The sequence below is a fragment of the Lentimicrobiaceae bacterium genome, assembly GCA_028697555.1.
GTDB lineage: Bacteria > Bacteroidota > Bacteroidia > Bacteroidales > UBA4417 > UBA4417.
Map to the genome: position 1 here is coordinate 60,172 of JAQVEX010000001.1, position 24,294 is coordinate 84,465.

Below are 24,294 nucleotides of genomic sequence, written 5' to 3' on the forward strand. Positions count from 1 at the left end.
TAAAAAATTTTATATAAAAAAGTTTATGAAACAGAGTAATAAGTTATTAATATTCATTGTTTTGGTGGTATTTAGTTCGGGTTTCTTTTCGTGTGCCTCCCATAAGGAGACGCTTTTATTACAAGAAACGGACGATATAGTTATTAGTAGCCAAAAATTACCCAAACTTTCATTTGATGATTATTGCGTTCAGCCTGGAGATTTTTTAATGATACACCTGTTTTCTTTTGACGAAAAAAGTAACGCTTATTTTAATTCATCTAATGTTTCAAGCAATAATTATAACGTAACTGAGGCAAATATATACTTGTCGAGTTACATGGTAAACGATTCGGGTTATATTCAGTTACCGCTATTAGGCGATGTTTATGTTAAGGATAAAAGTACCAACCAGATACAGAACGACCTAAATGCAATAATGAGCGACTTTGTGATGGAGCCAAGCGTTACCGTAAAGTTGGTCGGATTTAACATTTCTATACTAGGCGAAGTTCGCAATCCGGGCAGATTCATGATTAGTAAAAACAGAGTCAATGTTTTGGAAGCTATTGCTATGGCTGGAGATATGGGAACATATGCTAATAGAAAAGAAGTAAAAATAGTACGCAGCAACAAAGGTGTTACTGAACTCCTTGTTGTTGATATAAGCAGAAAAGACTTAATATATTCAGACAACTACTATTTACGACCCAACGACATTATTTACATAGAACCACTTAGAAGCAAACGCTACACCTTTGAAGCATTTCCTTACGCACTTGTGCTTACAACAATAACATCAACTATTACCACATATTTGTTAATTCTCAATTATATTAAAAAGCAATGACAGAGCCCAACAACCAAATATACGAAATAAAAGAAGAACAAGTTGACATAAAAGCAATTTTCAGGAAAATTTTATCGAATTGGAAACTAATATTAGCTTCGCTAGTAGTTATGTTTTTTATTGCTTTTTTGTTTAACCGATATTCGGAAAAAATTTACGAAACTCAGGTTACAATTTTAATTCAAGATGAAAAAAATTCTAGCATCGATATTCAATCGATGATTGGGTTTGGAATGGGAAATACTGTTCAAAACTTACAAAACCAAATAGGAATTTTGCAGTCGAGAACTATTGTAGAAAAAACGGTAAAAGCCTTAGACTTTAAAATATCGTATTACGGCGAAGGTCGTGTTATGAACAGTGAGATATATAAAGACTCGCCTTTTATAGTTGTATTAGATACATTTGCTTTGCAACCGGCTTCTAATATTAAGTTCTTTGTAAGTGGAATTAATGGGGATGAATTTTCGTTAGAAGTAGAAGGAGAAAATGTTAAATTATATAATTACTTCTTGTATGAAGATACTGATAAAGTTGTACCCAAGGTATCGGTAAACAAGAAATTCAAGTTCGGACAACATATAGAAACCGATGCTTTTGCTTTTACAATAATAAAAAATCCCAACGTTGTTAATACTGGTGATATTTCAAATAACAGGTATTTCTTCCAGTTTAACACATTGAATTCTATGGTTAAAACATTTTCTAACTATAATGTAACAACCACTCATAAGGAATCTTCCATTGTTAACGTGTCGATAAAATATTCCAACTTCGATAAGGCAGTAGATTTTTTAAACATGTTAGCTAAGATATACATACAACAAGGACTTGATAAAAAGAATATTATTTCCATAAATACAATTAACTTTATCGATTCGCAATTGTCTCAAATAAGCGATTCTCTTTCGAGAAATGAAAATGTACTGCAAGACTTCCGTTCAAAAAATCTTGTTATGAATTTGGAAGACCAGTCGGTTAAGGTTTACGATTATATCATGGAGTTGGAGAGTCAAAAAGGGGAGCTTATTGTTAAAAACAAATTGTACCAAAATCTAAAAGAATATATTTCTTCAAATATTGAGTTAGATGCACCCTTTACGCCTCCGGCTATAGGGGTAGAAGACCCGCTATTGTTAGAACAATTAAAAGAGCTTACAAACTTATATGCAGAACGTAGCGAAAGAATGGTTAAGGATAGTCCGAACAACCCCTTATTGTTAGCTGCAGATAGGAAAATCAGTCTGACTAAAAAAAGTATAAGTGAGAGTATCAATAACATTATGGTCAGCTCCGAAATTAAAATAAAAGATATCGACAGTAGAATTGATAAACTAAGTAGCAATTTTGGCGACTTGCCTTCAACTGAACGCCAACTGTTGGGTATAGAAAGAAAATACAAGCTTAATGATGCCATTTATACTTACTTGTTGCAAAAACGTTCGGAAGCTTCAATAGCTAAGGCGAGCAACACATCGGATAATGAAATTATCGATAGTGCCAAAACTATTGACGATACTCCGGTTTCTCCCAAACCGGTTCTAAATTATGTTATTGCTCTTTTTCTAGGTTTAGCGTTGCCAATAGGCTTCATCTTTATCAAAGATTTCTTTAACGATAACGTCGAAAGCAAGAGCGATATAGAAAAAGCAACAAAAGCCACTGTAATAGGTAGCATATTACATAATCACTATGAAACAAATACTCCTGTTGTAAAATACCCCAAATCGGCAATAGCCGAAACGTTTAGGTCGTTGCGAACCAACTTGCGTTATATAACAAAAGGTAAAGAGCACAAGGTCTTTTTGGTAACATCATTGATGGTTGGAGAAGGCAAAACATTTACCTCAATAAATTTGGCTTCTATATATGCCAATAGCAATAAAAAAACCTTGTTGATGGGTTACGATTTAAGAAAACCTAAAATATATCAGGATTTTGGTTTAACTAATACTGCAGGTATAAGCTCGTATTTACTTGGTGAACACACAATGCAGGAAATTATTCAAAAAACCAAATACCCTAATCTTGATATAGTTTCTTCGGGACCTATACCACCCAACCCTGCTGAACTTATTGGCTCGTCGGAGAACTATGAACTTATTAGGAAGCTATCAGAAATTTACGATTATATTATCGTAGATACGCCACCCGTTGGTATTGTTACCGATGCATTGCTACTATTCTCTTATGTTGATGTGCGAATGTTTGTAGTACGTCAGGGTTATAGTTCTAAAAAATTGTTGGCAAATATAACTTCTGAAGTAGAAAATAATTACAAAGAGAGTTACTACATCGTGTTTAACGGTATTGACCCCAAAGTAGGCTCTTATGGATATGGCTACGGATACGGACGTAGGTATGGCTACGGTTATGGTTATTCAAGAGGCTATGGCTATTATTCTGATGATGTGGTATCTAAAAGAAAGACTTCGCGGATTAACAAACTGTTTTCTAAAAAGTAAGAGAACGAGAAAATAATTCCTTTTCGAATTAACGGGATTATTGATAGAATTACTTAAACATTGATAGCAACCAAAAACAAAAAGTTGAGTTTATGTAGTATAAACTTCTAACACAAACTCAACTTTTGTGGAGCGTAAGGGAGTCGAACCCTTGACCTTTAGACTGCCAGTCTAACGCTCTAGCCAACTGAGCTAACGCCCCAATTCGCCTGCAAATATATTAAAATTCTGAAATAATACTGTATTTTTGTCAAATGAATGAAAAAAGATTATTTATAGCAATTACGGTACCAGAAGACTCTTCGATAGTCAGTTTGTCCGACAATTTGAAAACTTGTCTGTCGAAAGACAAAATAAATTGGGTAAAAACTTGTAATTTGCATTTAACACTTAAATTTTTGGGCGATACACAGGTTTCACTAATTCCCGAAATACTATGGGCTATTGATGAAACAACCAAACAGTACGATAAATTTACTGCAAGCATTGATGAAATAGGAATATTCGGCTCGAAATATAGTCCCAAAGTTATATGGGTTAAAGCCAATCCCGAAAAAAGGTTTAATCAAATATTTGAAACCTTGTCGCAACATCTATCCCAAATAGGAATTAGTAAAACTTCCGAAAACTTTGTCTCTCACGTTACATTAGGTCGTATTAAGCATTTACAAGATGTAAAATATTTCCAGTCGTGTATTTCCAAATACCAAAATGGTAAAAGTTTCAGTTTTTTAGTCGATAATATAATATTATTCGAGAGCAAGCTAACTCCAAAAGGACCTGAATACAGTGTTGTTGGTAAATCAGAGTTTGTATAATTAATTCGTTTCTCAGTATTGCTGGCAAAGTACTTTACCAAATAGTAATAATACACACTTTAGGTTACAAATATTAAGCAATTATTGTATTTCTTTATAATTCAATAATGCGAATGCAACGATAACAGCTTTGTTTTCAGAGATTTGCAGAAAAGACCTCAGGTGTTTTTTCTCAAAATCGGTTTCGGTGATAAAAAAAACGGCAAAAAAACATCTTGATTTATAAAATATTTGTAATATTGCACTTAATATAATAAGCCATGAAGAATTTAAGAAAAACAAATACCGCTAAGTATCTACTGCTTTTATTAATATTTTGTTCAATAAGTTTAGGTAATATTTCGGCACAAAATCCGGTTGAGCCCGTCCAAAATGTTGAGGAGGAATTTAATGCCGGCGAGATGATTATAGGTCATATTGTTGATGCTCACGAATGGCATATTCTTTCTTACAAAGATTTTCATCTAACAATTCCGCTACCAATAATACTTTACGATCAAGGTAAGATAGTTTGTTTTTCGTCTTCAAAATTTAATCACGGACACAGCTACAATGGCTATAAGCTAATGACTTCGGGCGAACAAAAAGGTAAGATTGTGAAAGTTGACGAAAATGACAACATGATAGCCGACGCAAAAATTCCATTAGATTTTTCGATAACTAAAAATGTTGTAGGAATTTTTGTTGCTGCAATTTTACTTATGGTTATATTTATAAGCGTAGCAAAGCGCTACAAAGGCGATAATAACCGACCACCCAAAGGTTTACAATCGTTCTTGGAACCCATAGTGCTTTTTGTTAGAGACGACGTGGTGAAACCATCAATTGGAGAAGATAGGTACCAAAAGTTTTTACCCTTTTTGCTAACACTATTTTTCTTTATACTGTTTAGTAACATCTTAGGTTTAATACCTATATTCCCAGGCGGAGCCAACGTAACAGGCAGCATGTCGGTTACTTTTGTGTTGGCAATGTTTACATTTTTTGTTACAAATGTATTCGGTAGCAAAGCATACTGGAAAGATATAGTAAATACACCTGGGGTTCCTATATTTTTAAAGGTGCCAATACCCCTTATGCCCATAATCGAAATAATAGGTTTACTAACAAAGCCCATCGTTCTGATGGTGCGTTTGTTTGCAAACATCACCGCAGGACATATAATAATTTTGGGATTTATAAGCATAATATTTTTGTTCGGAGCAAACTCGCCTTTTGCAGGTGTAGCCGTATCTCCTTTATCGATTATCTTTAGCTTATTTATTTCGGCGTTAGAAATATTAGTAGCCTTCATTCAAGCCTATGTATTTACGCTTTTATCGTCGATATATATAGGAATATCAACAGAAAGTCATAACGAACACATTGAAGAAACAGCAAAATAAAAAATAAATATTATTCACTTTAAATAATACATTTATGACACTATTAAACATTTTATTACAAGTAGCTACTGATTTAGGACCATTAGCAAAATTAGGTGGAGCTATAGGAGCGGGAATTACAGCTATTGGAGCCGGATTCGGAATTGGAAGCATTGGTAAAACTGCGTTAGAATCTGTTGCACGTCAGCCTGAAAGCTCAGGTGATATACGTATGAACATGATTGTATCTGCAGCTCTTATCGAAGGTGTCGCTTTCTTTGCCATCGTGGTGTGCCTACTTATAGTAGTACTTTAAACGAAGAGTTGGGTTAGTTTATAGCGATTGGCTACCAACTAACCCATTTTTTTAATTTTAAAAAACACAATTATGGAACTAGTAATGCCCGGACTTGGGCTTATATTTTGGATGACTTTAGTTTTCGGCATACTTTTGTTTGTATTGGCGAAGTTTGCTTGGAAGCCTATAATGAACGGAATACGTCAAAGAGAAGATAACATCAGAAACTCTTTGGAAGCAGCAGAACAAGCTCATAAAGACATGCTTAAACTTAAAGCAGGAAATGAAGAATTGCTGCAACAAGCTAAAAACGAGCGCGATAGTATGCTTGCCGAAGCAAGAAAAATGCAAGAAACTATTATCGAAGAAGCTAAAATTAAGGCTAATGAAGAGACAAACAGACTCATAGAAGCTGCTAGAGTCAGCATAGAAATGGAAAAGAAAGCAGCAATATCCGAACTTAAAGGACAATTGGCTGAAATTTCTGTCGAAATTTCCGAGAAACTTCTGAAAAGGGAACTCGAGCCGGCTAATAAGCAAAAGCAACTTATTGATCAAATGCTTAAGGAAATCGATTTTAATTAGCGGAATATGAGAGTTAGTAAAATATCTGAGAGGTATGCAAATGCTGTTTTTCAGCTGGCTAAAGAACATAACATTCATAAACAGGTAAATGACGATATGGTCTACGTTGATGAATTGTGCGAAACCGTTAAAGAATTTAATCTGTTTTTAAAATCACCATTGATTAACAAATCGAAAAAACTGAAAATTGCTGAAAAACTTTTTGATAGTAAGGTACAAAAAATGACCTACAGTTTTATCAAGCTTATGATAAACAAGAATAGAGAAAGCTATTTGTGTTCAATAGCTAAATACTATCAGGAATTATTTATGATAGATATGGGAATTAAAAAAGCTTATGTCCAATCCGCTGTTCCATTATCTGAAGATAACAAGAACGAATTAATCAAATTGTTAGGTAATATTTCCGATTTAAAAATCGATTTGCAAGAAACTATTAATCCCGATTTGATTGGCGGTTTCGTTGTCGATATCGACGATTACGAAATAAATCAAAGTTTGGAAAACAAACTAAGAACAATAAAAAAGGAATTATCTAAAAATTTATATTTAAAAGACTTTTAAAAAATAAAACAATATAACATGACACAAATAAAACCTTCTGAAGTAACAGCAATATTGCGTCAAGAATTATCCGGTTTAACCCTTGAGGCGGAAATAAACGAAGTAGGCACAGTGCTTACTGTTGGCGATGGCATTGCACGCATATATGGTATTACAAACGCACAAGCAGGTGAACTTGTCGAATTTGTTGATAGCGGAGTTAGAGGTATAGTTATGAACTTAGAAGAAGACAACGTGGGTGTGGTGCTACTTGGCGAATCAACATCCATAAACGAAGGAGATAAGGTCAGACGTACAGGCTTAATATCAAGTATTAATGTTGGCGAAGGTATGCTAGGACGTGTAGTAAACACGCTTGGAGAACCTATAGACGGAAAAGGAAAAATAGAAGGCGAACTCATTCAAATGCCATTGGAGCGTAAAGCTCCTGGAGTTATTTTCCGTCAGCCGGTTAACGAGCCTTTACAAACAGGTATAAAAGCTATCGATGCCATGATACCAATCGGTAGAGGTCAGAGAGAGCTTATTATTGGCGACAGACAGACCGGAAAATCCACCATTGCCATCGATACCATATTAAATCAGAAGAGTAATTACGATAAAGGCGAGCCTGTTTATTGTATATACGTAGCTATTGGACAAAAAGGCTCCACAGTAGCCAGTTTTATGCGTACTTTGGAAGAACGTGGCGCTATGGCATACACAATTATTGTAATGGCTACCGCCAGCGACCCCGCTGCTATGCAGTTTTACGCTCCATTTGCAGGTGCTGCAATAGGCGAATATTTTAGAGATACCGGTCGTCCGGCTCTTGTTATATACGACGACCTTACAAAACAAGCTGTAGCTTACCGCGAAGTATCTCTACTACTACGCCGTCCACCAGGACGTGAAGCATACCCGGGCGACGTATTCTACTTACACTCGCGACTACTTGAAAGAGCAGCCAAAATAATTCAAAGCGACGAAATTGCAGCTCAAATGAACGACCTTCCCGAATCGCTGAAAGGTAAAGTTAAAGGCGGAGGTTCGCTCACGGCACTGCCTATTATCGAAACACAAGCGGGAGACGTATCGGCTTATATCCCAACCAACGTTATTTCAATTACCGACGGACAAATATTTTTGGAAACCGACTTGTTTAATGCCGGTGTTCGTCCGGCTATCAACGTGGGTATATCGGTATCGCGTGTTGGAGGTAATGCTCAAATAAAATCGATGAAAAAAGTTGCAGGTACTCTAAAATTGGCACAAGCCGAATATCGCGAATTGGAAGCATTTGCTAAATTTGGTTCCGACTTAGATGCCGCAACTGTTGCCATTCTTAACAAAGGTGCTCGTAACGTTAGGATACTTATTCAAGACCAGTTTTCGCCAATGCCGGTGGGAGAACAAATTGCAATTATTGCGTGCGGAACCAGGGGCTTGCTTAAAGATGTACCTGTAGACTCTATTACAAATTTTGAAACAACGTTTTTGCACCGTATGCGCTCGCAACACAGTGACATACTCAAGCAACTTGCCGACGGACAATATTCCGACGAAATTATTAATCAATTAGAAACAATTGCCAACGACGTTGCCAAACAGTTTACAAAGTAATTAAGTTAAGACCTTATATATATTATGGCTAATTTAAAAGAAGTAAGAAAAAGAATAAACTCGATAAAAAGCACACAGCAAATAACCAATGCTATGAAAATGGTTGCTGCGTCTAAATTACGAAGGACACAACACGCCATTACAGCTTTAAAACCATATTCGCAAAAGCAAGACGAAATATTAAACAATGTCTTGATGTCTCTTTCTTCAAATGATAATGAAGCCGAAAATAATACCATTGATAACATTTTTGCTCAAGAAAGAGAAGTTAAAAATGCACTGATTATCATTGTTGCTTCAAACAAAGGACTTTGCGGACCATTCAACAGCAATACAATTAAAAAAGCTACCGATTATTTGATAGAAAAACAAAACTCAGATTATAACACATTTGTTTTGCCTGTTGGAAGAAAAGTGAAAGAATTTTTTGCAAAAACCAAATATAAAATTTACGATAGAGCTTTTGAACTTGATGATAATCCTTCTTACGAGTCTATTAAAGAATTTGCTGATTTCCTTTTAAGCGATTACAGAGATGGAAAAATTGATAAAATTGAAATTATTTATAATGAATTTATCAATGCATCTTCTCAAAAAATCACCCTCGAACAATTTCTACCTATTACCAATATAGCTGCCGACGCAGATTTTAATTCAAATATCGATTATATCTTCCAGCCCGATAAGGATGAAATTATTTCGGAGATGGTGCCTAATACTTTGAGGATTAAATTCTACAAATACATGCTTAATTCCATTACAAGCGAACATGGAGCACGTATGACAGCTATGAGTCAGGCTACCGAAAATGCAACTACCTTGATTAAAGAATTGCAATTATCGTACAACAAGGCACGTCAGGCTGCTATTACCAACGAAATTATAGAAATTGTTAGCGGAGCAGAAGCTTTGAAGCAGTGATTCGGGTTACGTGTTTCGGGGTAGCTGTTGGCTAAAATTTCACATATTAAAAACCTTTTTACGCAGAATATGTATAAAAGAAACGTTAAAAATTTCTGAATCCTTGTAAGAAATTTAGTTTCTTTTATACGGTTTTTATTGCCTAAAGGTAATAAAAAATTCCTTGTAAAAAGTGTCTTTTCTTTTGTTTCGTTTTCTTTGGACAAGCAAAGAAAATGAAAGGAAACAAATAGAAACTGTAAAAGTTTGATTGTTGCACAAAATCTTAACAGATTCACTGACTCACGTTCGATTTGCAGAATTAAGTGGGGATTATTGGATATTATTATGATATAAGGATTTGCCACACGATGCAATCGTGCGGCAGCAAAGGGGTTGCGTGGTGCGGATTAGTTTCGAGTTAGGAGTTAGAAACTCGTAACGAAATTTCGGGACGAGATTAAAGACACCCACCACCATTCACTATTTATCAGCCAATAGCTAATGGCTGACGGCTAATAGTTTATTACCACTTATCCACCGCAAAAAACAAAAGCAGATTTTATATTCAAAAAAGTAAACTTTTTACAAAAACAGGTAGAAATACCTGTTTTTCGTATTATTATTTTATGTTTTTTTGCAGTGTAAAAAGCTTGAGTACCTAAAAAACTCAAAAACCCACATGGAACTAATAATTAACACTTAAAATTAAGAAAGGAGGCAATAAAAAGAATAAGAGTGGGAATAGGAGCTAACTCAGAATTTTCGGCTCAAGAGTTGCGAAAAGTTATATTCGACATAGTTGTTGCCCAAAATGGCAAAACTATAAGAACAAGCACTTATTGAGCAATTAATAAAAGAAGTTAACAAGATTAAAAAATATTTATTAAATTGGATTTTTCATAACCCTTAAATTAGTATATTTTTGGTTAATAATATGGTTATGATGTGGTTACCGCCGATGAACAGAGTTTTGTCGGCGGTTTTTTCTTTTTGGCTTTTAGTCACGAAGTTTCGGGACTCTTGGCTGTGTCTAGCCAACGGCTAAAGGCTAAAAGCTAACGGTTACTTACTTCTAACCTAAAATAACACTAATAAAATCCATTTCCCCACAAATAATATTATTTTTGTAAACGATAAAAATCACAAATACAATTTTTGATTTTGAAATCAATATTTTCAATAAACGATAGAAACAAGTACATAATATTGTTTGCGGCAATAATATTGGTGTACGTTTTTGGTATGTTCGTTGATGTAATGGAAGTAGATGCTGCTCAGTACGCTACCATTTCTATGGAAATGAGCCAAACCAAAAGTTTTTTGCATGTTTACGAGCAAGGTAAAGATTATTTAGACAAGCCGCCTTTGCTGTTTTGGCTATCGTCGTTATCGTTTATGATATTCGGAATTTCAAATTTTGCTTATAAATTGCCGTCGGTGCTTATTGCTTTATTAGGTATTTACAGCACTTACAGGTTTTCGTTAAGTTGGTACAGCAAACAGAAATCAATTCTATCGGCATTGATACTGGCTAGCAGCCAGGCTTTGTTTCTGATAACCAACGATGTCCGCACCGACACTATGTTGTTAGGATTGACAATGTTTTCGGCATGGCAACTTAACGATTACATAAAATTTTCGAGGTTTCGCAACTTGTTACTATCGTCTATAGGTATTGGTTTAGCAATGATGGCAAAAGGACCAATTGCAATAGTTGTAATAGCTTTGGCGTTTGGAGGCAATTTTTTGCTCAAACGCGAGTGGCGAAATGTTTTTAAGCCGCAATGGCTATTGCTATTGTTCTTCGTAGCGCTAACGCTTGTGCCAATGTGCTATGGGTTATACACGCAATTCGACATGCATCCCGAAAAACATGTTTACGGTTTGGACGGACCTTCGGGGATTAAATTTTTCTTTTGGACTCAAAGTTTTGGCAGAATTACAGGCGAAAACTATTGGAGCGATGGAAGCGGTTATCTGTATTTCTTTCATACCATTTTGTGGGATTTTCAACCTTGGGTGTTTTTGTTTGTGCCAGCTCTTATTATAAAAATAATCAAATTGTTTAAGCAAAAGTTCAAAGTCGATTCCAATAGCGAGTACATTAGTCTGTGCGGATTTGTACTGGTTTTTGCGGCTTTATCTTTTTCCAATTACAAGTTGCCTCATTATATTTTTGTAATTTTTCCTTTTGCATCAATAATTACCGCCGATTTTATTTACGAGTTGAAAGAAAAAACGTCGGTTAAAGTTGCCCGAGCCATGTTCGGTGTTATGCTACTGTTTTGGCTTCTGATATTGGTGGGTTATATTTTTGTGTTTCCTCCAAGAAATGTAATCTTGCCTTTGGTACTGATACTTGCGTTTTCTGTCAATTTATATTTATTTGTTAAAATAAAAAATCCAACTCAAAAAATATTTATACCTACTACCATTACTATTGTTTGTTTCAATCTGATGATGGCTTTGCATTTTTATCCCAACTTGTTGCAATATCAAGCCAACTCGCAGGCAGGTATCTATGTTCGCGAAAACAAACTGCCTGAAACAAATGTGTATAGGTACGAGGCTGCAAGTCATTCATTCGATTTTTACACCCGAACATTAACAAAATATATTACTCAAAACGATTTGGCAAATGTTAAGCCTAAAGATTGGATTTACACCGACCTAAAAGGACTGACAAGTCTTGAAAAAAACAACGTTGATTATAATCTGATAGAAGCGTTTAAATCGTTTAGGGTTACGCATTTGGAATTGGACTTTTTGCTTAAAAGTTCCCGCGATAAAACCTTAACTTATAACTATTTAATTGAAATCAAATAAACTTTTGTTTGTACTTTTGCAAAAATCATAATAATTAAACATGAAAGAAATCAACACCCTATCCATTGTTATACCGGCATACAACGAAGGAAAAACCATTCATCTGATATTAGACAAAATCAAACAGGTAGAACTTGTAAACAATATCAAAAAAGAAATAATTATTATTAATGATTTTTCGACGGATGATACCGAAGAAGCCATTTTTAGTTATAAGGAAGCCAATCCGGAATTAAACATCAAATATTTTAAGCACGAAAAAAACAAGGGTAAGGGTGCGGCTTTGCACAGTGGCATTGAAGCTGCAAGCGGCGAATACATTATTATTCAGGATGCCGACCTTGAATACGATCCGTTTGAGTACAACAAGTTGCTTAAACCTGTATTGGAAGGTCAAGCCGATGTAGTTTACGGCTCAAGATATGCAGGTGGCGAGCCGCATCGTATATTGTTTTTTTGGCACACGATTGGAAACAAGTTTTTAACGTTTTTGTCGAATATGTTTACCAATTTGAACTTAAGCGACATGGAAACTTGTTACAAGCTATTTGATGCCGAAATCGTTAAAAAATTATATCTGAAAGAAAATCGTTTCGGCTTTGAACCCGAAGTTACCGCAAAAATTTCGCGTTATCCAAATATACGCGTTTACGAAGTAGGTATTTCTTACTACGGCAGAACTTACGAAGAAGGTAAAAAGATAAACTGGAAAGACGGCTTTAGAGCTATCTATTGTATTTTGAAGTATAATATGTTTTCGAGAAAAATGTACAAATAGAGTTGCGTGGTGCGTGGTTCGTGTTGCGTGTTGTCCCGAAGTTTTGGGATGTTGCGAGGTTTTTAAAATTATAAATTATAAATTAGAAGTTAGAAATTAGAAGTGCCCAATATTTTCGCGCTTCGATACGCCTTCGGCACTCAGCGACCGAAAATATTGAACCCCGTAACCCGCACCCCGTAACCCGCAACTCGTTTACTCGACACCATGCATTCTACCAATAAGCCATCTGGAAAGGAATAAAACCGTTACTCCTAAAAGTCCCACGAATATAGCTATACCCGAAAAGATGGTCAAAGCTCCGAATTTGTTTACAAAGTGTACTGATATTCCGCTTAGGTTGTTGGCAATAAAGCTACTTAAATACCAAACGCCCATAAATAGTGCTGCCATGCGAACGGGAGCCAATTTGGTTACCAATGATAATCCTATCGGCGACAACATCAACTCGCCTACGGTGTGCATAAAGTAGGTAGCAATCAGCCACCAAATACTGGCTTTAACTGTAATGTCGGTATTGTCGGCACCACGTTGCATTACCGCACCTATCATAAACACAAACCCGATGGCTAAGGCAATCATACCTAATCCCATTTTTATAGGCGATGGCGGATTTTTCCCCTTTTGTCCTAATCGCATCCAAAGTGCTGAAAATACAGGTCCTAATAAAACTATAAACACCGGATTAACCGATTGCAACCACGATGTAGGCATTTCCCAGCCAAAAAAGGTTTTGTCGATGTATTTGTCGGCGTACAAGTTTAGTGTACTTCCAGCTTGTTCGAAGCCAGCCCAAAAGAAGGTTACAAAAAATGCCAACACAACAATTACCGAAATTCTGTCTCTTTCTATTTTTGTAAGCGGTGTTTTTTCAGCTTTTCCTTCGGATTTTGCTTTTACAGGTTTTAAACCAATTTCGCCCAAATATTTCTTCTGAAAAGTAATGTACAAAAGCAATCCGAGTAGCATACCAACGCCTGCAACGAAGAATCCCCAGCGGTACATGTAAGTTTCGCCAAAGTATCCGCAAACGATAGGAGCCAAAAATGCACCACCGTTGAATAGGAAGTAGTAAATAGTAAACGCACTATCGCGTCTTTTATCTCCTTGTTCGTACAAGTCGCCAATCATGGTAGGAGCCGAAGGTTTAAAGAAACCGTTACCAATGGCTACTAAAGTCAATCCTAATATGAACACTGCAAAATTATCGTAAAGGTTTCCGGCAAGGGTAAAGTGTCCTATCATAATAAAAATTCCACCAATGAGCACCGAACGTCTTTTACCTATGTATCTATCGGCTAACCAGCCACCAAGTATTGGTAGAATATAACACGAACCTGTAAAGATTCCGTAAATGGAACCAGCCAAAGTTTCGGAAAGTCCTAAGCCACCCAAGTGAGCTTTTGGTCCGCCGTTTAATATATCGTTAGCCATGTACAGTATCAAAAATGCACGCATACCGTAGTAGCTAAATCGTTCCCAAATGGAAGTAAATGATATTAAATACAATCCACCCGGATGTTTAGTTTTTACTCTTTCTTGTTTCGTGTTCATACGTTTGTTATTTGGTGTTTTTGTTTACTTTTTTGATAATTATTATAATAATCGGCAAAACTATAATAAAAAATAAAATGGTGTACATAAATATTTTTTTTGTGCTCTGTCCCGCAAGTACGGAGTTTTTTTCTTGTTCAAAATTACCGTTATCGACTGAATAATTATCAATGTCGTAATCGATTTGTTTTAAATAATGACGATACAATTCGTTTAAGCTGTCTGTAGTGCCGAAATCTCTTGTAATAGAAGAAATTATCATCAGATTGTACAAACTTTCTGAAATTTCGTATTTGGCTCCAATTTCGTTAGCAATTTCAAAACTTTGCAAAAAGTAGTCCTTAGCTTCGGGAATTTCTCCCAATTCGAGCAAGTTTCTGCCTATTCTGGTAAAAGTATTGGCAACTCTTAACTTGTTATTAGTTGCTTCGTAGTGTTTAAGGACTTTTTGCAGCAAAACAATTGCGTCGTTGTATCGCTGTTGGTGGTGATAAATATCGGATAAGGTTAAATAGATATTAAAAATACCGTAGCCGTCGTCTTCTTCATTTCCGTAGCTTATGGCTACATCAATTGCTTCTAACGCATCATCAATTTGTTTAGTGTGGAAGTAATAAATCGCAAGATTTCCATAACCCAAAACTAAGTTGTATTTGTTGTTAGCTTTTTCGGCACTTTCGATGTACTTTTTAATATCCTTGATGGCGTTTTTATAGTTACCAATTGTTGCCCAAACGTGCGAGCGGTCGTTTAGTACCATCATTTTGCCGTATTCGTCGTCAATTTTGTCGAATAGTTTATATGCTTTGTCCAATAGGTCGAAGGCTTCGTTATTATTACCTTCAAAAATATTTACTTCTGCTTTGTTGATGTATGTATATGCTAACCCCGACAAATCTTTGGTTTTGTTGTAATAATATGCTGCCGAATCATAATAAATAAAGGCGCTGTCGTATTTGCCTGTTTCTTGCATAACCAAGCCCATATTGTTAAGGCAGTCGGCTATTCCTGTGGTATCGTTTGCAATACCGTACAACTCTATTGCCTTGTTGTAGTACATGTTGGCAGTATCGCCTTCGCCTTTAAAGAAATACAAAGCACCTATGTTTTTATTTGCAATGGCTTGCGCAAGGTGGTATTTGTTCTGCTTTGCCAAGTCCAAAGCCTTTTCCGATAGGCTATATGAAACGCTTCTATCAATGTTTCTGTATATTTCGGCATATTTATTCAAAGAGTCGGTTAGCTGCTGTGCTGATTTATTTTTATTTGCATCGATTATTGAATCGACAATGCGATGGTTTTGCGATGTAGCCGATATGCAACAAATAATAAGCAAGAGTGATATTATTAACTTCGTTGTTTTCATCATATGGTAAAGTAATCTTTAATTCTGTCGTACAGGTCGTCGTGAATGAGTTTTACATTTCTGAGTTGCTCAATGCTTTTAAATCCGTTGTTGATGATACGGTAGTCGATTATAGCCTTTGCAGTGTAGTAGTCTAAGTAGGGATGTTTTCTCAACTGATCTATGGTAGCGGTATTGATGTTAAATTTTTTAACACCATCGGTGTTGACGCTGATATTTAACTCAATCTTTTCCAAAAACTCAGGCTTAAATCCGTAAACTTCCAACAATTGATTTTTATTGACGTAGCCACCCAACAAATTTCGATAGTTGATAATTCTTTTTGCAAAAGATGGTCCTATGCCCGAAAGTTTGACCAAAGATGCTGAGTCGGCGGAGTTTAGTTCTATTCTAATAGTATCTGAAACTCTGATATATTTTTGTTTCTTTTCGTATTTAGTGTAGTAAGTTTTTCTTTTTTTCTGACTTTCGGGAATTACGATATATGGCTCAAGAATTTGGTATTCAGTTGGTTTCAAACAATATATTTTTTTCAAATCTTCTTTTGAATAGAACCTGCCTCCTTTGGCTTCATAGTTTTTTATAACTCTTATTTGCCAATCGCTTAAACCCAATTCTGCCCATTTTTCTTCCGACATATTATTGGGATTAAACATAAAAGGATTTAGTTTTTGTTCGGAAAATGAGTAGTCGGGATAGTTGAAATCGAATTTTCTTTCGTTTGCATTTTTAATTGAATCACTTAAAAATGCTATTTGGCTCTGAAATTCAAATAATTCTTGCTTGAAGCTTTCATATTTATCTGAATTATCCTTGCTTTTTTTGCCAGACCAAAATGTAGGTAAAACAATAACAATTACTAAAATTAGCAATAATACGGCTATTCCGTAGCGTTCGGCACGGCTGTACCTAAAAAAGCCATTATTACTCGATTTCTTCACCCGATAAAATGAATAAGTTGTTTTAAAATTGTGTAAAAGCTGTAATATCAGATGTTTACAACAAATTATTCGTCAGTGTACGAATCGGGTTCGTCTTTAGGTTTTGTGTTCAGAACTTTTAAAAAGTAGTACAGTGCTACAAAAATAACAGTTCCTTCAACAGCAATCATAAAAATTAAAGCATCAATATCCATATGTTAAGTTTTTAAATATCACCGGTTTTTAAACGTTTTTTGTATGCTATACGTATTAGTACAGCAATAGATATAAATGTGAGAGTTAAGAGCAAGCGTGAAACATCTTGATAAAAAATGTTATTCACAATTTTACCTTTAAACAAAACATCGCCGGCATTAACTTGCGTGCCTTTATCTACAACAATTTGACAATTTTTTTGTACTTGGTACGACCTTGTTGAGTCGGAGTTTGAGTCGGTAACAGAAATATATGTTTTATTACCGACAGTTTCTATTTTATCGACAATTCCATCTGTTTCGGAATAAAAACTATCATTAAAATACTTGCGATTAAACTTTATATTTTTGTGAGTGATTTGTCCTATAATGCTTCCTTCGTCGAGTTCCCAACCTTTAATGCTTATTTTCGACCAATCGTCGTTTACGGGACGTATCGTCGAGGAGACAAACACTATTATTAATATGGTGGGTGTTATGTATTTCAGGACATATTTATAAATAATCGGAATTTTAACATCAGCTCCTTTATTTAGCTCTTTCCACCCTTTATTGACTCCGAATATCCACGAGAACAGTATTGCTTCTAACATTGCAAAAACCACGAGCGAAACCGTTCCAGCCCAATAATCGTATTCGTCGAATACACCTTGATAGAAGAAGAAAATAGTTGGCAATCCCAAAAGAAATACAATAACTCCAAAAACTACCGATGCTCTTTTTTGTGTAAAGTTAAACTCGTCTATTAAAAATGATGTAATAGGAGTTCCCATCGCCAAAGAGCTTGTTATACCGGCAAAGAAAAGTAATCCGAAAAACGACAATCCCGCCAGCACCGAAAATATAGGACCCCATTGTTGAAACAAGTACGGCATAACTCTAAAACCTAATCCAAATCCGCCCAAACTTGTAAGTTCAACAACTTTGTCCAATCCAAAGTAGCCAATAGCAATAGGAATAATTATTGAGCTTCCTAATACTATCTCGACAAACTCGTTAATCCATCCTGCACTCAGAGCGTTTAAAGCAATATCGTCTTTTTCTTTAACGTACGAGGCAAAACATTGCACAGTACCCAAACCCAACGACAATGTGAAAAATACTTGTCCTGCTGCTGCCAACCACACCTTAGGATTAAGCAACGATTCAAATTGCGGTTTCCACAAAAAGTTTAAACCTACCGTACCGTCGAACAAAGCACCGGATTTACCGGCTTTTAGTGTTATCCCTTTAACGGCTAAAAACAGTCCGAATATGATTAATAAAGGCATCATGATTTTGGCAGCTTTTTCTACACCACCTTTCAATCCCTTGCTCAAAATAAATATATTTAGTATTAAACAAAGAGCAAAGAAAACTATACCTTCGTAAGGAATGCCAGATGCTGTGGTGGTGAGGTCTGTATAGTCGGCAAAGAAATTAGACACTTCTACCGATGACATACCTTTAAATGTCCCGACTACAGAGTGGTATACCCACGATAAAGACCAACTTTCGATATAGCAATAATAGGCGGCAATAGTTAAGTTTGAAAAAATTCCGAAAACTCCGACGTACTTCCACAGAGGCTTATTATTTAGCTTATGAAGAGCAAATGGAGCCGTGTGATAACCGGACTGTCCGCCGTATCTACCAATAGTCCATTCAACAAAAAGTAGCGGAATACCTAATAGCAAAAAGCAAACTAAGTACGGAATTATAAAAGCTCCGCCACCGTTTTGAATTGCTTGCATTGGGAAACGTAAAAAGTTGCCCAAACCAACTGCGTTGCCAGCCATAGCTAATATCAATCCCACACGAGAGCCCCACGAATTTGTGTTTTGAATTTTTGTCATGGTTTTAATTTTTTAATAATGATATGCCTATACCGCAATTTAAACACTGTTTTTTGTTGCAATAAAAATTGTTCAATTGAATTAAAGCCTGGCTGTCGGCTGCTGTTTTTACATCTATTCCCATAGCTTTAAACTTCCTGATTAGCGAATTGTTTTCGGCTTTTAACTCTTCCAATAGCGAAATAGGAAAATTAAGTTTTTGGGAGATGTTTTTTCGTTTGTAATAAACAAATAGAAAAGGAACTAACAGATTTATAATCAGTAAGTTTGCAGATGATTTGCCCAATCTTTTGACCTTATTGGTAGAAATTTTATCAAAAACGTAATGATTATCCCAATATGAAGAAGATTTTACGTCGAAAAACTTATAATAATCTTTTATGTTGCTAATTTCAGCCAATTCTGAAATACTGCCTTTGGCTTGATGTATCAGAGCTGCAAGTTGTGTGAGTCGCAAAGTTGGGAAGTTTTCGGGATGCAAACGCATAAACTTCCACAAACCTGCATCTATAGGTTTTAAGGAAAACTTATGTTGCAAAAATTTATATTCCTTATATAAATCTTGCGGATATTTATCCTTAAAATCGGGTCGTAACAAACCGGCTTGCCCGAGTATCATCGCTTCTATTTGAAATAAGTCGTCGGAATGTTTGAGCAAATAATTGTACGGCAACGACTGTGCAAGCATTTCAAAAGCCTGTTGGTTTACTTTAAAACCCATATTGTAAGCTAAAAGTTTGTAAAAAGTAACAGCCCAGTCGTTATTGGTTTGCGTAAGGTATAATTCAACAAGCAAGGATTTTCGTTGCAAACGTTCTACTAATAAGCGCTGTAACCACATTTGGAGTTCAAATTCGCCGACTGTACCAATTAAATTCTGACAGGGTATTTGTGTGTTCGAAGTCATAAATTCCAAATACCTTTGCCATGATTTTTCTGCAACATAGTTTTTAAGCTCAAGGGTTGGTATTATGGTTTTATCTTTTCGTCGCACGTCGGCGTTGTGTTCCCAAACAACGTGTAGGATAGTGTTGTCGTACTGCGAGTCTTTATCATGCTTGTGCAAAAACCAATCCGAAGAATTTACATGAACTTCTACGTTTCCTGCCCACAAGGTATCGCCAATTTTTATTTTGGCATTAAAAAAATCGGGACCTGAATCTGAATTTTTGTAACCAACATGAACAACATCGAAACTTGTTCCGTCAACTAAGTAGCTGTTGGGGTCGTACAGGCGGTACTGCCACAAATAGTATATGAATTCCTCGGTCATATTTAACAAAAATAATATTCTTTTATAAAAAATGTACAAAAATTGTATAATTTTGGAGTCAAGAAAATATGCTATTATGAGATGAATGGCTTTTAGCCGTTAGCTGTTAGCCATTAGCCGTTGGCAATGTATAATGAGCAACTATCAATTACTCATTGTTAATTGTTAATTGCTAATTGTAAACAGCCAAGAGCCCCGAAACTTCGGGACTAAAAGCCAAAAGCAAATTTAAATAAATATGAAAATACTAAAATCATTATTCTTATTCGTTTGTTTGATGTTTGTAATAATTGCTAATGCTCAATTACAACAAAACAAAATTGATCCTAAAACCACCTTTCAAAAATTTTCAACTTTAATACAATTAATCAATTATCAGTATGTAGAAACTGCAGATGTTGAAAAACTTACAGAAGATGCAATTATAGCAATGCTAAAAAGCTTAGATCCGCATTCTATATATATTTCTAAAAAAGATGTTCAAAGAGTAAACGAACCTTTGATAGGTAATTTTGAAGGTGTTGGGATTCAGTTTCAAATTTATCAGGATACAATAATAGTAATAGCTGCTATTCCTGGTGGACCTTCCGATGAGTTGGGAATAATGTCGGGCGACAAAATTGTAAAAATAAATGATGAGTTGGCAGTTGGCGAGAAGATAAACAACAAATTTGTTTTTGACAGACTTAGAGGTCCTAAGGGCTCTTACGTCAAGATTTCAATTGTCCGACATGGCGTCGATGGACTAATCGATTTTAACATAAAACGCGACAAAATACCCTTGAATAGTATAGATGCCGCTTATAAAATCAACTCCGATATTGCTTACGTAAAGCTTTCGCGCTTTGCACGCAATTCTGTCATCGAATTTAAGGAGGCGTTAAAGCCTATGATAGAAGAAGGTGTGGATAAATTGATTTTAGATTTAAGAGGTAACACTGGCGGATATTTGGATGTAGCCTACAATCTTACCGATGAACTTTTGCCTTCCGATAAACTCATTGTTTATACATTGGGTGAAAAAATGCCGCGACAAGATTTTACTTCAAAAGGCGGAGGTATATTCGAAAAAGGTAAATTAATAGTTCTAATAGACGAAGGTTCGGCTTCGGCTTCCGAGATTTTGTCGGGTGCTGTGCAAGATTGGGATAGAGGTATTATTATAGGAAGACGTTCGTTTGGGAAAGGGTTAGTGCAGAGACCGTTCTTACTACCCGACAGCTCTATGGTCAGGATTACTACTGCTAAATATTTTACACCTTCGGGAAGATGTATTCAAAAACCTTTTAAAGGTGTGGATTATCGCAAAGAGATTACCGAAAGGCATAAACATGGCGAAATGGTTCATGCCGACAGCATTAAGTTTCCCGATTCGCTAAAATATTACACCAATAACAAACGTTTAGTTTACGGTGGCGGCGGTATTATGCCCGATTATTTTGTGCCTATGGACACCACTTTTTCGTCAAAATATTTGATAGATATTTCCAGAAAAGGCATACTCAATAATTTTGCTTTGCATTTTGTTGATAATAGCAGAGAAGAACTTCTGAAAACTTATTATAACGATGATGATTTTATCAAAAATTTCCCCGAGCTAAACGATGATTTTTTAGATAAGTTTGCTACCTACGCAGAAGAAAAAGGAGTACCACGCAACGATAAAGATATTGAAACATCGAAAAAATATATTTACAATGTTTGTAAAGGCTTAATTGCCAGAAACTTATTTGAAATAAATTCGTACTATAAGTCCATTGCCGAACAAGATGATGTTTTGCAAAATGCAATAGAAATCATACAAAGCGATTGGGCTTTTAAAAAATTAAATTAATAACTTAAAAATCTAAGATATGAAAAAACTACAAACCAAATATATGGGATTAACTTTACAAAGTCCCTTAATAGTCGGAAGTTCAGGACTTACCAAGTCGGTAAAAAACATTAAAGAATATGCTGCAGCCGGAGCAGGTGCTGTTGTTTTGAAATCCCTTTTTGAAGAAGAAATTTTGCAGGAAATTAACAAGCAAATAAATAATCTCGATAGCAATCACGATATCACCACAGCCTACGATTATATCAGCAATTACAGTCGTATGCATCATGTAGAAAGCTATATGGATTTAATAAGAACCTGCAAAAAGGAAGTTGAGATTCCAATTATTGCAAGCATAAATTGCGTGTCAGCCGGCGATTGGATGGAGTTTGCTTCGAAAATGCAAAATGCGGGAGCCGATGCTCTTGAACTAAACATTTTTATTTTGCCTAACGATTTTTCTAAAAGTTCAGCTGATATTGAAAAAATCTATTTCGACATTTTGGTAGGAGTTAAGAAAAATGTTAGTATTCCGGTTTCTTTAAAGTTAAGTTCGTACTTTTCGAGTTTTGCCAACACCGTTCAAAAGCTGTCGTGGAGCGGAGCCGATGCTATAGTGCTATTCAATAGGTTTTATTCGCCCGACATCAACATAAATGATTTTACGGTCAAACCAACCAATACTTTTAGCACTCCCGACGAAATTCATAACACTTTGCGATGGATTGCAATACTTTCCGGTGAAATCAGGTGCGATTTAGCCGCAACCACAGGCGTACACTCATCGGAAGGTCTTATAAAAGCTATGCTTGCGGGAGCCAACGCTGTTCAAATTGTAAGCGTTTTGCACAAAAAAGGTGCACAGGTTATTACCGATATCAATAATGATTTACAAAAATGGATGAGCGACAATAAATTTGAAAGCACTTCCGATTTTATTGGTAAGATGAGTTATAAAAACCTTAAAAATCCTGCTGCCTACGACCGTGTGCAGTTTATGAAGCATTTTGCCGGAATTGAGTAATTGTTGTAGTTATGCGAACACCACCGTATTTAAAGACCAACGATACAGTCGCTATTGTAGCGCCAGCAGGCAATATAGCCAATATTGACATTGACAGAGCTATTGACATCATTAAAGGTTGGGGACTCAATGTTGTTGAAGGTAAACATTTACGCGAAAGTTATTTCAAGTATTCGGGAACTGTCCAGCAGCGTGCTTCCGACTTGCAATTTATGTTAGACGACCCAAACATTAAGGCTATATTTTGTGCCCGAGGCGGATACGGAACAATTGAAGTTATTGATAATTTAAAATTCGATGTTTTTGTTAAAAATCCGAAGTGGATTGTAGGCTACAGCGATATTACAGCGTTGCATGCTCACATAAATAATGTTTTACAAGTTGAAACCATTCACGCCATTATGCCTTCGCAGTACAGCAACCCCGAAGCCGAAGAAGCCGTCAATGCTCTTAAAGATGCGTTGTTTGGAGAGCCTGTTGCCTACAAAATTGAAAGCAGCTTATTCAACAAAAAAGGTGAAGCATATGGTAGCCTTACGGGTGGAAACTTATCGGTATTGTATGCGCTTAATTCAAATCCTGAAGATGCTCCACAATTAGACAGCATTTTGTTTATGGAAGACGTTGGCGAACATTTGTATCACATTGACCGAATGCTCATTAATTTTAAAAGAAGTGGTAAACTGTCGCGTTTTAAGGGAGTTATTGTCGGTGGATTCACCGATTTAAAAGAAGATGAAAAAACTTTCGGTAAAAACGTTAATCAGATTATTCTGCAACACCTTGAAAATTACGATATTCCCATCTGTTTTGATTTTCCGGCAGGACACTTTTTTCGCAATATGCCTTTAATTATGGGTAGAAATATCACACTTAGCGTAAAAAAAGATTTTTCTGAAATCATCTTCGATCAAAAAGAAGGCGACGAAAAAATAAAACTTTCTAATACTATAAAGCCGATTATTAAATACGTTCTGTACTTTTTGGCATTTTTTGCCATAATAGGTTTGCTGTTTACTTTTTTTAAATTTTTAGCAAGATAATGGCTAAGCATAACATACTTGGCGAAAAAGGCGAAGATATTGCCGTTGACTATTTGCAGCAGAAAGGATATTTGATTTTATTCAGAAATTGGCGATACAAGCACTACGAAATTGATATCTCCAAAGTGTGTAAACGCTCTTTGAGCCGAAGGTAGCCGAGCTTGGCGACAATCTTCTCTTTTGTAACCTTGGAAGAACGGACATCTATAAAGGATT

Annotated in this window: 20 protein-coding genes, 1 tRNA gene and 1 pseudogene; 15 read left to right on the top strand and 7 right to left on the bottom strand. The window is 35.7% G+C overall.

Annotated elements, in window-relative coordinates; translation table 11 throughout:
- Window positions 1-25 precede the first annotated feature (25 nt).
- Together PHP31_00225 and PHP31_00230 are read left to right on the top strand one after the other, a co-directional pair.
- Window positions 26-829: a polysaccharide export protein gene (locus PHP31_00225; protein MDD3737709.1), complete on the top strand. Its 804-nt coding sequence runs from the start codon at window positions 26-28 to the stop codon at window positions 827-829.
- Window positions 826-3,294 carry a polysaccharide biosynthesis tyrosine autokinase gene (locus PHP31_00230; GenBank protein ID MDD3737710.1) on the top strand — a complete coding sequence of 823 codons (2,469 nt, stop codon included), beginning with the start codon at window positions 826-828 and terminating at the stop codon, window positions 3,292-3,294. The genes PHP31_00225 and PHP31_00230 overlap by 4 nt, the downstream gene beginning before the upstream one ends.
- Window positions 3,295-3,422: 128 nt before the next feature.
- On the opposite strand, the gene PHP31_00235 is transcribed toward PHP31_00230, so the two are convergent.
- A tRNA-Ala gene (locus tag PHP31_00235) sits at window positions 3,423-3,496 on the bottom strand.
- Window positions 3,497-3,548: 52 nt separating this feature from the next.
- Between PHP31_00235 and thpR the strand changes: the two genes are divergently transcribed.
- The 9 genes from thpR to PHP31_00280 all read left to right on the top strand — a co-directional run bounded on the left by thpR (window position 3,549) and on the right by PHP31_00280 (window position 13,032).
- Window positions 3,549-4,112 carry an RNA 2',3'-cyclic phosphodiesterase gene (gene thpR / locus PHP31_00240; GenBank protein MDD3737711.1) on the top strand — a complete coding sequence of 188 codons (564 nt, stop codon included), beginning with the start codon at window positions 3,549-3,551 and terminating at the stop codon, window positions 4,110-4,112.
- A gap of 260 nt (window positions 4,113-4,372) precedes the next feature.
- Complete coding sequence (gene atpB / locus PHP31_00245; GenBank protein MDD3737712.1) at window positions 4,373-5,497, top strand: F0F1 ATP synthase subunit A; 1,125 nt, start codon at window positions 4,373-4,375, stop codon at window positions 5,495-5,497.
- Window positions 5,498-5,531: 34 nt separating this feature from the next.
- Window positions 5,532-5,792: an ATP synthase F0 subunit C gene (gene atpE / locus PHP31_00250; GenBank protein ID MDD3737713.1), complete on the top strand. Its 261-nt coding sequence runs from the start codon at window positions 5,532-5,534 to the stop codon at window positions 5,790-5,792.
- A gap of 72 nt (window positions 5,793-5,864) precedes the next feature.
- Window positions 5,865-6,359 carry a F0F1 ATP synthase subunit B gene (locus tag PHP31_00255; GenBank protein ID MDD3737714.1) on the top strand — a complete coding sequence of 165 codons (495 nt, stop codon included), beginning with the start codon at window positions 5,865-5,867 and terminating at the stop codon, window positions 6,357-6,359.
- A 6-nt stretch (window positions 6,360-6,365) separates the two neighbouring features.
- Window positions 6,366-6,923, top strand: coding sequence for an ATP synthase F1 subunit delta (atpH, locus tag PHP31_00260; GenBank protein MDD3737715.1), 558 nt, complete (start codon window positions 6,366-6,368; stop codon window positions 6,921-6,923).
- A gap of 18 nt (window positions 6,924-6,941) precedes the next feature.
- Window positions 6,942-8,525 carry a F0F1 ATP synthase subunit alpha gene (gene atpA, locus PHP31_00265; GenBank protein ID MDD3737716.1) on the top strand — a complete coding sequence of 528 codons (1,584 nt, stop codon included), beginning with the start codon at window positions 6,942-6,944 and terminating at the stop codon, window positions 8,523-8,525.
- A gap of 24 nt (window positions 8,526-8,549) precedes the next feature.
- Complete coding sequence (gene atpG, locus PHP31_00270; protein ID MDD3737717.1) at window positions 8,550-9,446, top strand: ATP synthase F1 subunit gamma; 897 nt, start codon at window positions 8,550-8,552, stop codon at window positions 9,444-9,446.
- Window positions 9,447-10,589: 1,143 nt separating this feature from the next.
- Entirely contained in the window at window positions 10,590-12,254 is a 1,665-nt protein-coding gene (locus PHP31_00275; protein MDD3737718.1) for a glycosyltransferase family 39 protein, read from the top strand.
- A 40-nt stretch (window positions 12,255-12,294) separates the two neighbouring features.
- The gene (locus PHP31_00280) at window positions 12,295-13,032 is read left to right on the top strand and encodes a glycosyltransferase family 2 protein (protein MDD3737719.1); all 738 of its coding nucleotides are present in this window, start codon (window positions 12,295-12,297) and stop codon (window positions 13,030-13,032) included.
- A 195-nt stretch (window positions 13,033-13,227) separates the two neighbouring features.
- On the opposite strand, the gene PHP31_00285 is transcribed toward PHP31_00280, so the two are convergent.
- The 6 genes from PHP31_00285 to PHP31_00310 all read right to left on the bottom strand — a co-directional run bounded on the left by PHP31_00285 (window position 13,228) and on the right by PHP31_00310 (window position 20,195).
- Window positions 13,228-14,586 carry a peptide MFS transporter gene (locus PHP31_00285; GenBank protein MDD3737720.1) on the bottom strand — a complete coding sequence of 453 codons (1,359 nt, stop codon included), beginning with the start codon at window positions 14,584-14,586 and terminating at the stop codon, window positions 13,228-13,230.
- A gap of 7 nt (window positions 14,587-14,593) precedes the next feature.
- On the bottom strand, window positions 14,594-15,955 hold the full coding sequence (locus PHP31_00290; protein MDD3737721.1) for a tetratricopeptide repeat protein: 1,362 nt from the start codon (window positions 15,953-15,955) through the stop codon (window positions 14,594-14,596).
- Window positions 15,952-16,893, bottom strand: coding sequence for a helix-hairpin-helix domain-containing protein (locus tag PHP31_00295; protein MDD3737722.1), 942 nt, complete (start codon window positions 16,891-16,893; stop codon window positions 15,952-15,954). Before PHP31_00295 ends, PHP31_00290 begins: the two co-directional genes overlap by 4 nt.
- Window positions 16,894-16,958: 65 nt before the next feature.
- The gene (locus PHP31_00300; GenBank protein MDD3737723.1) at window positions 16,959-17,087 is read right to left on the bottom strand and encodes a hypothetical protein; all 129 of its coding nucleotides are present in this window, start codon (window positions 17,085-17,087) and stop codon (window positions 16,959-16,961) included.
- Window positions 17,088-17,098: 11 nt separating this feature from the next.
- Entirely contained in the window at window positions 17,099-18,922 is a 1,824-nt protein-coding gene (locus PHP31_00305; protein ID MDD3737724.1) for a sodium-dependent transporter, read from the bottom strand.
- A 4-nt stretch (window positions 18,923-18,926) separates the two neighbouring features.
- Entirely contained in the window at window positions 18,927-20,195 is a 1,269-nt protein-coding gene (locus PHP31_00310; protein MDD3737725.1) for a DUF2851 family protein, read from the bottom strand.
- 238 nt (window positions 20,196-20,433) lie between these two features.
- Here PHP31_00310 and PHP31_00315 point away from each other — a divergent pair, with 238 nt between their 5' ends.
- From PHP31_00315 to PHP31_00330, 4 genes and pseudogenes are all read left to right on the top strand, one after another.
- Complete coding sequence (locus PHP31_00315; GenBank protein ID MDD3737726.1) at window positions 20,434-22,029, top strand: S41 family peptidase; 1,596 nt, start codon at window positions 20,434-20,436, stop codon at window positions 22,027-22,029.
- A 19-nt stretch (window positions 22,030-22,048) separates the two neighbouring features.
- Window positions 22,049-23,035, top strand: coding sequence for a dihydroorotate dehydrogenase-like protein (locus PHP31_00320; GenBank protein ID MDD3737727.1), 987 nt, complete (start codon window positions 22,049-22,051; stop codon window positions 23,033-23,035).
- Window positions 23,036-23,046: 11 nt separating this feature from the next.
- Window positions 23,047-24,078: an LD-carboxypeptidase gene (locus PHP31_00325; protein MDD3737728.1), complete on the top strand. Its 1,032-nt coding sequence runs from the start codon at window positions 23,047-23,049 to the stop codon at window positions 24,076-24,078.
- Window positions 24,078-24,197, top strand: a pseudogene (locus PHP31_00330) (YraN family protein). Before PHP31_00325 ends, PHP31_00330 begins: the two are co-directional and overlap by 1 nt.
- Window positions 24,198-24,294: the final 97 nt, after the last annotated feature.

Excerpts from the sequence above, each read along its gene's own strand:
- PHP31_00290 (MDD3737721.1), bottom strand. The coding sequence starts at position 15,955 with ATGATGAAAACAACGAAGTTAATAATATCACTCTTGCTTATTATTTGT.
- atpA (MDD3737716.1), top strand. The coding sequence starts at position 6,942 with ATGACACAAATAAAACCTTCTGAAGTAACAGCAATATTGCGTCAAGAA.
- atpG (MDD3737717.1), top strand. The coding sequence starts at position 8,550 with ATGGCTAATTTAAAAGAAGTAAGAAAAAGAATAAACTCGATAAAAAGC.
- atpB (MDD3737712.1), top strand. The coding sequence starts at position 4,373 with ATGAAGAATTTAAGAAAAACAAATACCGCTAAGTATCTACTGCTTTTA.
- atpE (MDD3737713.1), top strand. The coding sequence starts at position 5,532 with ATGACACTATTAAACATTTTATTACAAGTAGCTACTGATTTAGGACCA.
- PHP31_00305 (MDD3737724.1), bottom strand. The coding sequence starts at position 18,922 with ATGACAAAAATTCAAAACACAAATTCGTGGGGCTCTCGTGTGGGATTG.
- PHP31_00255 (MDD3737714.1), top strand. The coding sequence starts at position 5,865 with ATGGAACTAGTAATGCCCGGACTTGGGCTTATATTTTGGATGACTTTA.
- PHP31_00285 (MDD3737720.1), bottom strand. The coding sequence starts at position 14,586 with ATGAACACGAAACAAGAAAGAGTAAAAACTAAACATCCGGGTGGATTG.
- PHP31_00230 (MDD3737710.1), top strand. The coding sequence starts at position 826 with ATGACAGAGCCCAACAACCAAATATACGAAATAAAAGAAGAACAAGTT.
- PHP31_00315 (MDD3737726.1), top strand. The coding sequence starts at position 20,434 with ATGAAAATACTAAAATCATTATTCTTATTCGTTTGTTTGATGTTTGTA.
- thpR (MDD3737711.1), top strand. The coding sequence starts at position 3,549 with ATGAATGAAAAAAGATTATTTATAGCAATTACGGTACCAGAAGACTCT.
- PHP31_00300 (MDD3737723.1), bottom strand. The coding sequence starts at position 17,087 with ATGGATATTGATGCTTTAATTTTTATGATTGCTGTTGAAGGAACTGTT.
- PHP31_00325 (MDD3737728.1), top strand. The coding sequence starts at position 23,047 with ATGCGAACACCACCGTATTTAAAGACCAACGATACAGTCGCTATTGTA.
- atpH (MDD3737715.1), top strand. The coding sequence starts at position 6,366 with ATGAGAGTTAGTAAAATATCTGAGAGGTATGCAAATGCTGTTTTTCAG.
- PHP31_00320 (MDD3737727.1), top strand. The coding sequence starts at position 22,049 with ATGAAAAAACTACAAACCAAATATATGGGATTAACTTTACAAAGTCCC.
- PHP31_00280 (MDD3737719.1), top strand. The coding sequence starts at position 12,295 with ATGAAAGAAATCAACACCCTATCCATTGTTATACCGGCATACAACGAA.
- PHP31_00225 (MDD3737709.1), top strand. The coding sequence starts at position 26 with ATGAAACAGAGTAATAAGTTATTAATATTCATTGTTTTGGTGGTATTT.
- PHP31_00310 (MDD3737725.1), bottom strand. The coding sequence starts at position 20,195 with ATGACCGAGGAATTCATATACTATTTGTGGCAGTACCGCCTGTACGAC.